The 9,846-nt window shown below is 62.6% G+C and carries 14 protein-coding genes; 7 read left to right on the top strand and 7 right to left on the bottom strand.

Annotated elements, in window-relative coordinates; translation table 11 throughout:
* Positions 1–99 precede the first annotated feature (99 nt).
* The 3 genes from EOA36_RS16705 (at position 100) to EOA36_RS16695 (ending at position 3,031) form a co-directional block, all read left to right on the top strand.
* The gene (locus EOA36_RS16705) at positions 100–1,170 is read left to right on the top strand and encodes an ABC transporter substrate-binding protein (RefSeq protein ID WP_127278570.1); all 1,071 of its coding nucleotides are present in this window, start codon (positions 100–102) and stop codon (positions 1,168–1,170) included.
* A gap of 177 nt (positions 1,171–1,347) precedes the next feature.
* A complete protein-coding gene (locus tag EOA36_RS16700) occupies positions 1,348–1,956 on the top strand; it encodes a cupin domain-containing protein (protein WP_127278569.1) in 609 nt (202 codons plus the stop codon).
* Positions 1,946–3,031: an ABC transporter ATP-binding protein gene (locus tag EOA36_RS16695; protein ID WP_127278568.1), complete on the top strand. Its 1,086-nt coding sequence runs from the start codon at positions 1,946–1,948 to the stop codon at positions 3,029–3,031. Before EOA36_RS16700 ends, EOA36_RS16695 begins: the two co-directional genes overlap by 11 nt.
* 165 nt (positions 3,032–3,196) lie before the next feature.
* On the opposite strand, the gene EOA36_RS38810 is transcribed toward EOA36_RS16695, so the two are convergent.
* Entirely contained in the window at positions 3,197–3,328 is a 132-nt protein-coding gene (locus tag EOA36_RS38810) for a hypothetical protein (RefSeq protein ID WP_272483024.1), read from the bottom strand.
* Between the two features lie 162 nt (positions 3,329–3,490).
* The gene (locus EOA36_RS16685; RefSeq protein WP_127278567.1) at positions 3,491–4,195 is read right to left on the bottom strand and encodes an SOS response-associated peptidase; all 705 of its coding nucleotides are present in this window, start codon (positions 4,193–4,195) and stop codon (positions 3,491–3,493) included.
* Between the two features lie 166 nt (positions 4,196–4,361).
* Between EOA36_RS16685 and EOA36_RS16680 the strand changes: the two genes are divergently transcribed.
* Positions 4,362–4,715: a nuclear transport factor 2 family protein gene (locus EOA36_RS16680; protein WP_127278566.1), complete on the top strand. Its 354-nt coding sequence runs from the start codon at positions 4,362–4,364 to the stop codon at positions 4,713–4,715.
* A gap of 99 nt (positions 4,716–4,814) precedes the next feature.
* On the opposite strand, the gene EOA36_RS16675 is transcribed toward EOA36_RS16680, so the two are convergent.
* Both EOA36_RS16675 and EOA36_RS16670 read right to left on the bottom strand, forming a co-directional pair.
* Positions 4,815–5,294, bottom strand: a complete 480-nt coding sequence (locus EOA36_RS16675; protein ID WP_127278565.1) for an SRPBCC family protein — start codon at positions 5,292–5,294, stop codon at positions 4,815–4,817.
* The gene (locus tag EOA36_RS16670) at positions 5,291–5,647 is read right to left on the bottom strand and encodes a metalloregulator ArsR/SmtB family transcription factor (protein WP_127278564.1); all 357 of its coding nucleotides are present in this window, start codon (positions 5,645–5,647) and stop codon (positions 5,291–5,293) included. Before EOA36_RS16670 ends, EOA36_RS16675 begins: the two co-directional genes overlap by 4 nt.
* Before the next feature lie 151 nt (positions 5,648–5,798).
* On the opposite strand from EOA36_RS16670, the gene EOA36_RS16665 reads away from it, so the two are divergent.
* Positions 5,799–6,146, top strand: coding sequence for an ArsC family reductase (locus EOA36_RS16665; protein ID WP_127278563.1), 348 nt, complete (start codon positions 5,799–5,801; stop codon positions 6,144–6,146).
* 168 nt (positions 6,147–6,314) lie between these two features.
* Here EOA36_RS16665 and EOA36_RS16660 read toward each other — a convergent pair whose 3' ends face one another.
* From EOA36_RS16660 to EOA36_RS16650, 3 genes are read right to left on the bottom strand one after another with little or no spacing between them, the layout of a single operon-like run.
* Positions 6,315–6,677, bottom strand: a complete 363-nt coding sequence (locus tag EOA36_RS16660) for a DUF488 domain-containing protein (protein ID WP_127278562.1) — start codon at positions 6,675–6,677, stop codon at positions 6,315–6,317.
* A 14-nt stretch (positions 6,678–6,691) separates the two neighbouring features.
* Positions 6,692–7,957 (bottom strand): aminopeptidase, encoded by a 1,266-nt coding sequence (locus EOA36_RS16655; protein WP_127278561.1) that lies wholly within the window; start codon positions 7,955–7,957, stop codon positions 6,692–6,694.
* Between the two features lie 23 nt (positions 7,958–7,980).
* Entirely contained in the window at positions 7,981–8,946 is a 966-nt protein-coding gene (locus tag EOA36_RS16650) for a LysR substrate-binding domain-containing protein (protein ID WP_127278560.1), read from the bottom strand.
* 94 nt (positions 8,947–9,040) lie between these two features.
* On the opposite strand from EOA36_RS16650, the gene EOA36_RS16645 reads away from it, so the two are divergent.
* Entirely contained in the window at positions 9,041–9,265 is a 225-nt protein-coding gene (locus EOA36_RS16645) for a hypothetical protein (protein ID WP_127278571.1), read from the top strand.
* 71 nt (positions 9,266–9,336) lie between these two features.
* Positions 9,337–9,846 (top strand): YbfB/YjiJ family MFS transporter (locus EOA36_RS16640; protein WP_127278559.1); only part of this gene is annotated, 510 nt, incomplete at its 3' end.

Below are 9,846 nucleotides of genomic sequence, written 5' to 3'. Positions count from 1 at the left end.
GTTCATCATCGCCGGCACCGCCGAGATCCTGCGCCATCGCGGGCTCGGCGCCGCGCGCCGCAATCCAGCCTGACCATAACAACGAAGAGGAGAACGAAAATGGCATTCCACCTGAGATCTATAACCGGACACAAGGCCCGGGCCGGCCTCGCGGCATTGGCGCTCGCACTGTCTTCGACCGTGACGCTGGCCGCCGAAAAGCTGCAATACTTCACCTGGTCGGGCTATGAGTTGCCCGATTTCAACAAGAGCTTCCTTGCCGCGCACCCCGATGGCGTCGAGGCCTCGATCTTCGGCGACGACGATGATGCCTTCACCAAGGTCAAGGCCGGCTTCCGGCCCGACATCGCGCACCCCTGCTATGACAAGGTGGCGCGCTGGAACAAGGAAGGCCTGCTGCAGCCGATCGACACCAAGCGCATCAAGAACTGGGATTCGATCTTCCCGGTGTTCAAGAACCTGCCCGACCTGCAGGCTGGCGACGGCAAGGTCTGGATGGTGCCATGGGACTGGGGTAACACCTCGATCCTCTACCGCACCGATCTGGTGAAGAACCCCGAAGCGAGCTGGAACCTTCTGTGGGACAAGCAATATGCCGGCCGTATGGCGACCATCGACGCCGTGCATGACACCCCGATTGTCGCGGCTCTTCTGGCAGGCGTGAACCCCTTCGACATGACACCGGAGCAGATGGACAAGGTCGCGGCAAAGCTGCGCGAACAGCGCCCGCTGCTGTCGAGCTACACCACCGACATGACCTCGGTCGAGCAGGCCCTGGCCAGTGGCCAGTTGGTCGCCGCCATGACCTGGAATGCATCGGCCACGTCGCTCAAGAAGCAAGGCGTGCCGGTCGAGTTCATGAAGCCGAAGGAGGGTATGCTGACCTGGGCCTGCGGTTTCGTCATGCTGAAGGACGCCAAGAACGTCGATCTCGCCTATGACTTCATCAACAGCCGGCTCGACGCTGACTCCGGCAAATTCCTGATCCAGTCCTACGGCTATGGCAGCTCGCTCGGCACCGCTTTCGCCGGCGTGCCGAAGGACGAATTGGAGAAGCTGCAACTGCCGTCCGACCCCGAGGTGATGCTGAAGAGCACGATCTTCACCGGGCCGATGAAACAGAACGACGATATGGCGAAGATGTTCGAGAAGGTGAAGGCTGGCGGGTAAGCTACGGCCTTCCCTTCTCCCCTTGTGGGAGAAGGTGTCGCCGAAGGCGACGGATGAGGGGTGCTCCAGCTTGGCGCCGGCGGCGATCTGTCACTCACCCCTCAACCGTCTCGGCGCTACGCGCCGATCCACCTTCTCCCACAAGGGGAGAAGGAAGAAGCAAACGAGGACTTGCACATGGACATGCTTGACGAGGCCGCCGAAAAACCGAAGGACGATGCCGACGTTCGCGTCGGCCGGCGCGTGCGGGCGCTCAGGCTCGAGCGCCGCCTGTCATTGGCCGATCTCTCGGCAAAAGCCGGCATGTCGATCGGCGCGCTGAGCCAGATCGAGCGCGGCATGTCCTCGCTGCGCGTCAAGGTGATCTGGCCGCTCGCCGCGGCGCTCGACATCGAGCCGTCGGCGCTGATCGCCGACGGCAACGATGCGGTCAATGATCTCTATTGCGTGCGCGCCGACAAAAGGCGTCAGATCCCGGTGAAATCCGAAGGCATCGCCAAGGCGCTGCTGTCGCCGCCCGGCGCGACGCTGACCGGCATGCTGGTGACGGTGGAAGCCGGTGGCGGCACGGCGGAAGCCTACGCCCATGCCGGCCATGAATTCGGCTTCGTGCTTTCGGGCGAGGTCGAACTGGTGGTGGATTCGACAAAATACGGGCTGAAGACCGGCGACAGTTTTGCCTTCAAGAGTACGCTTTTGCACGCCTTCCGCAATCCCGGCGCGGAGCAGTGCCAGATCCTCTGGGTCAACACCACGAAGCCGTCCGAGGTTCGCGATGGCGCCTGATCCACTCGTCCGGCTGCAGGCGGTTTCCAAGGTTTTTCCAGGTGCCATCGTCGGACTCGATACCGTCGATCTCGACATTGTCAGCGGCGAATTCATCACGCTCCTCGGGCCGTCCGGCTGTGGCAAGACCACCAGCCTGCGTGTGATTGCCGGCTTCGAAAGCCCGTCGAGCGGCGAGGTCTTGCTCGACGGTCATGACATCACGGCCCTTCGGCCGTTCGAGCGGCCGGTCAACACCGTGTTTCAGGACTACGCGCTGTTTCCGCACATGAACGTCGCCGAAAATGTCGGCTTCGGCTTGTCCCTGCGAAAACTCACCAGTGCCGAGCAGGCAAAGCGCGTCGGCGAAGCCCTGGAGATGGTCGGTCTCGCCGACAAGCTTCGCGCTCGCGTCCTGGAACTGTCGGGCGGCCAGCGCCAGCGCGTCGCGCTTGCCCGCGCCATTGTCTGCGAGCCGCGCGTGCTCTTGCTCGACGAGCCGCTGTCGGCGCTCGACGCGCATCTGCGCGAACAGATGCAGGTCGAATTGAAGCGGCTGCAATCGCGGCTTGGCACCACCTTCGTCATGGTCACTCACGACCAGACCGAGGCGCTGTCGATCTCCGATCGTATCGTCGTCATGAACAACGGCCGCATCGAGCAGATCGCGCCGCCGGCGACCCTCTATGACCGGCCGGCCACGAAGTTCGTGGCGAGCTTCATCGGCACCATGAATCTCCTGCAATCACGTTTTGTCGGCCGGGATGGCCACCGCCTGCGTTTCACCGCCGGCACCTTGCCGCTGGAGGCCATTTCCGAAACCGGCCAGTGGCCCGGCGAAGGCGAGGTCCGCACCATCGGCGTGCGCCCGGAGGATTTGCTGGCGGCGGCCGAGGCTGCGCCCGGCACGGCGCCGGCGCGGGTCAACAGCATCGTCTTCCATGGCCGCACGTTGCGCCTGCATGCCGAACTGGGGCAAGGCATGCCCGTTGTCATCGACGCGCCCCGCCAGGCCGAGGGGTTTCAATTCAGCGCCGGCGACGTGGCGCACGTCAGCCTGCGCCGTGGCGCCAACTGCCCCATGCTGCCCAGCTAGCCTCATTCAACTGCGCAAGGTCGCCCGCACGGCCGTGGGGTTGGCCTGATCGACATGTGGACGAACGACCAAGGAAACTAAGTAGGAATTGACTAATGTAGGAAGACATTCCTAAATTAGTTGATGCCGGAATTGAGCACCCGACCGCGCCGAAATGTGCAAACCCTATGCCTCGCGCACGAAGTCGGGCAACTCATTCGTGTCCGATGCCGGCACTGCAACATCACCCGGCATTATCTGCCTGGCGATCTCGCGAAGCTTGTCGGTGACATTCCCTTTTGGGATGTCGAACGGCATATGCGGTGCGAGCGCTGCAAGCTTCGCGAACTTGATGCCGACATAATTTTGCCGAGTGCTGCGGAGCGCTTGAAAATTCGTGTGAGACGCCTTGTCGAAATCCGCATGGTTCGCCGTGTAATATGGCGAGACGAGGAATGAGGAACGCGGCTATCCCTTAGCCTAGAACAGAGATCCTTGCGCCGGTGCCTGCTGCGGAAACTTGATTTGTGTGGCTGGCTTCTCAACGATCACCAACGCGTTGTCTGGTGCCGTTCGCTGCAAATGCCGTGCTTCTGCCCAAGGTGCTGTAAGCCAGGCCTCGGTCTCCTCCCACGTGGTCAGGATTACTGGCATAGCCTTCTCATGGATCGGCGCGATCAGGGCGTTTGGCTTGGTTGTCATGAAGGCGAATAACTCGAAGTCGCCGGGTCCGTCCTTGACCTTTCGAATACCCTGCCAACGGGTCCAGAATCCGGCGAAGAAGAACAGCGGTCGGCTATCGTCACGGGCAAACCAGTAGTTGCGTTGGATGCCGGTTTCTGGGTCCTTGTCACTCGGTGTCGGGCTGGGTTCGGCAAAACTGGTGACCGGCACGACGCATCTATGCTCGACCCCGACAAACTGTTGCCAGTGCGAATATTGTGGATTGCGAACGTTGGTCGTGCCGTAGTCGGCCTTTCCCTTCATGCGCTCAGGTGGCGTTGGCAACCCCCAAAGCAGTCTGGCCAGCTCACGCTTCCCGTCTGCCGTGTTGCGGACGACGGGGCCGGGCTGATTGGGATAGATGTCGACGGATGGTTCAAGGTTGCCGCTGATATCGCGCAGTGCGCGCGTCCATTGGCGGACCGCCTCTTGTGTCGTGGTGATGTTGTAGAGGTTACACATGCACCCAGCATCGCGGAATTGGCGTGCCTCTGCAACCGAAGTCGGTCCGCGATAGGCTGGTCAGGCGCTTATCCTGACAGGGTCATGTCAGCTATCGACCCGTCAGCTGATGGCATGTCAGCGGGCTGTTCCCTACTTGCAATGCGTCCAAACAGGAGGAACACAAATGACCATCACGGAAATCGCCAAGGACTTCACCGAGCTTCTTAAACAAGGCAACAGCGACGGCGCTGCCGAAAAATACAATGCCGACGCTATCGTCAGCTACGAAGCCATGGAGGGGCCGATGGCCGTCAGCCGCGGCAAGGAGGCCCTCAAGCAAAAGAGCCAGTGGTGGCAAGAGAACCACGAAGTGCATGGCGGCTCGGTCGAAGGACCCTATGTCAACGGCGACCAGTTCGCGGTGCGCTTCACGTTTGACGTAACGCCCAAGGCCACCGGCGAGCGTGTCACCATGGATGAGGTTGGCCTGTACACGGTCAAGAACGGCAAGATCGCCGAAGAGCGATTTTACTACTGAGGTCGGAAACACAGCTGGCTTTCCGGAGTCCGCGCTCTTCGCCGCGAAGGCGGAGATCAACATGGCGGCCAGCGATGCCCTGGCCGCCACCCAGGAAGCTCAAATCGTCTTCACATATTGCGCAAGCTGATCGGCTACCGTGCCCCAGCCGTCGAAGAAACCCATCTCTTCATGGTTGTCGCGGGTCGCCTCGTCGCGGTGGATGGCGGTGGCGGTGTAGCGCGTGCCCCGGCCATCCGGCTGCAGCGAAATCACAGCAGTGATGAACGGCTCGCCTGACGGCCGATAGCCCGGCAGCAGCGCATCCGTCCACACCAGCCGCTCGTTCGGCACGATTTCCAGATAGCAGCAATGGCGGTCGCTGACCTCGTTGCCGTCGCGCGACTGCATGCGTGTCCGGAACAACCCGCCTGGCCTGAGGTCGATCTCGCAGTCGGTGATCACCCATGGTTTTGGTGTGAACCATTGCCTGACATGCTCCGGCGTCGTCATGGCGCGCCACAACAGTTGGTGCGGCGCGTCGAGCACGCGCTCCAGCACGAGGTCCAGCCTGGGATCTGGCTTGAAGGGATAGCTCATGTTTCCTGCTCCTTGAGTGTCATCACATAGGCGTCGAACTGGTCGAGGCGGCGCTCCCAGAGCGTGCGCTGCTCAGCCAGCCAGCTTTCGGCGAGCTTCAATGGCTCGGGCGCAAGCTCGTAAGTCCTGACCCGGCCGGTCTTCTGCGACCGAACCAGCCCGCAGCCTTCGAGAATCTTGAGATGGTCGATGAAGGAAGGCAGGGCCATCTCGAAAGGCTGTGCCAGTTCGCTGACCGAAGCGGGGCTCCTGTTGAGTCGCTCGACCACGCGCCGCCGTGTCGGGTCGGCAAGCGCGCGAAAAATACCATCGATCGGCGGGGGGATCGGATTTGCGCTCTGGAGGCTGGTCATCGATGGTCCTGGGTCGTCAAAAGTGGTCATTAATACTTAGGTAAATTCCTTAGTGTTTGCAAGCGGCAAATTTCACGAGCTTCTGGCAAAGCGGGAAGGGCGGTTCTAGGTTGCGAAACGGATTCGACGGTCAGCCCAAAGGAAGCACGTCTTGACGATCACCATGTACGGCATCACCAATTGCGACACGATCAAGAAGGCGCGCGTCTGGCTGGAGAGCCATGACGTTCCCTATCGCTTCCACGATTACCGGGCCGAAGGCATCGAGGCTGACAGACTGAATGGCTGGGTTGGCAAGGTCGGTTGGGACAAGCTGCTCAACAAGGGCAGCACGACCTTCCGCGAACTGCCGGACAAGGACAAGGAAGGGCTGGATGAGAAGAAGGCGAAGAAGCTGATGTTGGCCAAGCCGACCATGATCAAGCGGCCGGTACTTGAAGTGGGGGATCGGGTGCTGGTTGGGTTCAAGGCGGATGTTTATGAGGAGGCTGTAAAGTAAAGTTCGTTAAGCGCGGCACCCTATGCCGTCGTCATCCTAGGGCGGAGCAAGGAGCGAAGCGACGCGGCGCAGACCCTAGGATCCATGCCGTGACGCTAACGTGCTGCAGCGGTTGAGAATTCTGCCCCGTCGCGTCCTTCGATGAAAGTCACGGCATGGATCCTCGGGTCAAGCCCGAGGATGACGAAGCAGGTATTTCGCCAGCGCCACCGCGTTGTTGTGCGCCTCGTCATGGGCGCCGTAGAGAAGCGTTACCTTGCCGTCGCGGAGCAGGGCGCGCAAACTCGCCAACGCCTCTTCATTCCGATCCAGTTCGAGAAAATACCGCTTCTGAAATTCCGCCCAGCGCTCCGGCTCATGCCCGAACCATTTGCGCAGTTCGTCGCTCGGCGCGATCTCCTTCAGCCACAGCGTCAACGCGGCATCCTTCTTGGCGACGCCGCGCGGCCATATCCGATCCACCAGCACCCGCTGGCCATCGGCCTTCTCGGGTGCTTCGTAGACGCGCCTGACTGCAATATCGAAGGCCATCACATCTCAGCCGGCTAGAGCCCCTGGGCCCACTCGCCCTTGCGCATCACCGGCACGCGGCTGCCATCCTTGGCGATGCCGTCGATGTCGATCTTGTCCGAGCCGATCATCCAGTCGATGTGGATGAAGCTCTTGTTGCCGCCGCGCGCCCCGATTTCGTCCTGGCTGAGCGAGGCGCCGTCGACGAAGCACTTCGAATAGCATTGGCCGAGCGCGATATGGCAGGCGGCGTTCTCGTCGAACAGCGTGTTGAAGAACAACAGGCCGCTGGCCGAGATCGGCGAGGAATGCGGCACCAGCGCCACTTCGCCGAGGCGGCGCGCGCCTTCGTCGGTGTCGAGCACTTTCTTCAGCACGTCCTCGCCCTTCGAGGCCTTGGCCTCGACGATCCGCCCGCCCTCGAAGCGCACCGAGATGTCGTCGATCAGCGTGCCCTGGTAGGACAACGGCTTGGTCGAGGAAACATGGCCCTCGACCCGCCTCGCATGCGGCGTGGTGAAGACTTCCTCGGTCGGGATGTTGGGATTGCAGGTGACGCCGTTCTTGGCGGTCGAGGCGCCGCCCATCCACTCATGGCCGTCCGCCAGCCCGACAGTCAGGTCGGTGCCGGGTCCAGTGAAATGCAGCGAATGGAAATCGTGGCCGTTCAGCCATTCAGTGCGGCCGCGCAAGGCCGCATTGTGCGCCTTCCAGTTGGCGATCGGGTCCTCGACATCCACACGCGAGGCGGCGAAGATGGCGTCGGCGAGTTTCGCCACCGCCACGTCGTCGGCGTCGCCGGGGAAAACCTGCCTGGCCCAGGCCAGATCCGGATAGGCGACTATGTTCCAGTTGATGTCGAAGCCGGTGATCTTCTCCAGCGCCGGCTGGTAGGCCATCGAATTGGCCTTGTTGGCGCGCGCCACCTTGGCCGGATCCTGCGCCGACAGCAGCGACGGATCCTCGCCGCGTACGGCGAGCCGGGCGGCATTGTTGGAAAAGGCCTTCGCCATGCCTTCATAGAGCCAGCCGGCGGCGCGATCGAAGCCGGCATCGGCGCCGAAGCGGTAGCGCGCCAGCGTCATCTCGTCATCGTTGAAGATCGGCGTCACCAGCCCGGCGCCGGCCTTGTAGGCGTGCTCGACGATGCGCCTGGTCAGCGGCAGCGCCGCGATCGACGATGTCAGCACCAGGTCCTGTCCGGGCTGCAATTGCAGCCCGACCTTGATGGCGACTTCCGCCAGCCTGTCGAGCTTCACCGGGTCGATCGTTGCGGAAACGCCGCGCGAATGTGTGGTCATGATCCTGCCTGTCGTCGTGGGATTTATGATTGAACATAGACCGGTACCGCGGCGCTTTCCACCGCGATCGCGCCACTGGGCCCCGCGACCGACGATCCGAACTGCGCCATGGTCGCCGCGATCTCTTCCTTGATCCAGATTTTGAAGTCCCGGACCTTGCGGCTTTCAGGCTTGGTGGCGGAGGTCACCAGCCAGTAGCCGAGGCCGCTCTGGGCGCGGATTCCGAACGGCGCCACCAGCCGCCCATCGGCCAGCGCATCGGCCGTCAGCAATTGCCAGCCCAGCATCACGCCATGGCCGGCGATCGCCGATTCCAGGCACAGCATCGGGTCGGTGAAGCGCGCGCCTTTCTGGAAGTTGACGGGTGGAACGCCGGCAGCGGCGAACCAGCTTTCCCAGTTGATCATCGCCCGCTCGTCGGTGATGGCGCAGGTCCGCGCAAGGTCGCCGATCGACTTCAGTTTTCTTGCAATGCCCGGTGCGCAGACCGGGAAGACTTCCTGCGCCAAAATGAGCTCCGCCTTCCCGCCCGGCCATTTGCCGTCGCCAAGCCGGATGGCAATGTCGATGTCGGAATGATCGAGATTGGCCAGCCGCACCGAGGCGTCGATGCGCAACAGCACGTTGGGATGCCGGTCGAAGTGCCGCGACAGCCGTGGCAGAAGCCATTTGGAGGCAAACGCAGGTGCCGCCGAAACAACCAATGTGCATTGGGTTGCCTCGTCGGCCAGTGCCACGGCCTGCGCAAGCTCGCGAAATCCGGCGCCAAGGCGGGCCGCGAAGACGGCGCCGCATTCGGTCAGGACGAGACCGCTCGTCGTCCGCTCGAACAGGGCCTGGCCGAGCTGCTTTTCGGTGCGGCTGATCTGCTGGCTGACGGCGCTGACGGAAACGTTGAGTTCGCTGGCGGCGGTCGCGAGCGAGCCGAGACGGGCGACGGTTTCCACGGCGCGAAGGCCGTTGAGATGAACGCGGTTGAGCATGGCCATTTGAGATTTTCTAAACCGATCCGGCCGAAATCTCAATTGAAAGAGATACCGAAACGGCTGACTTTTGGACGGAGACAGGCCCATGGAACCGGAAATGCTGAGGATGTTGTCGTCGCTGAAGGTCCTGTTCGCCGCCACTTCGTCGGATGACACGCGCTGCGACGTCGACACGCTGAGCTGGCTGACCGATCCGCTTGCGCATCCCGCGCTTGACGCGATGTCGGAGCGCGAACTCGGCGATGTGCCGTTCCGCTTGACGGCGCGCCGGACCGTGCATGAGACCGTTTCGCTGAACGCCGGTTTCGGCGGGCGCTGCTGAGCGCGCGGTCCGGCACTGGCCCAACACAAGGCGGATTGTTTCACCCGTGCGCAGATTTATTGTGCACTGCAATGACATCGGCCCCATCGACAGCGCTTCGCTACGCCTTCGCCGGCATGATCGCCATGGCCGTCGCCATGGGCATCGGCCGCTTCGTCTACACGCCGATCCTGCCCGGCATGATGGAGGAACTGCATCTGTCGCCGGCCGATGCCGGCTGGATCGCCTCGGCCAACTATCTCGGATACCTCGTCGGCGCGTTGGTGGCGGCGGGCAACTGGGCGCACGGACGCGAGCGTTCGCTGATGCTGGCAGCCCTCGGTGCCAGCGCCGTGCTGGCCGCCCTTATGGGGCTGACCGATGCCATGGCCGCCTTTCTCGCGATCCGTTTTCTGGCCGGTCTGGCCAGCGCCTTCGTCATGGTGTTCATGGCCAGCATCGTTTTCAGCCATATCGCGGAGGCCGGGCGGGGCGACCTGCAGGCATGGCATTTCGGCGGCGTTGGCCTCGGCATCGCGATGTCGGCGGCGATGATGGCCGTGCTGGTCACAGAACATGCCGGCTGGGCGCAGGGCTGGCTG

This window comes from Mesorhizobium sp. M8A.F.Ca.ET.021.01.1.1, from assembly GCF_003998025.1.
Taxonomy (GTDB): domain Bacteria; phylum Pseudomonadota; class Alphaproteobacteria; order Rhizobiales; family Rhizobiaceae; genus Mesorhizobium.
Note: the sequence above shows the minus strand (reverse complement) of the source record. Positions and strands in the feature narration are given on the sequence as shown.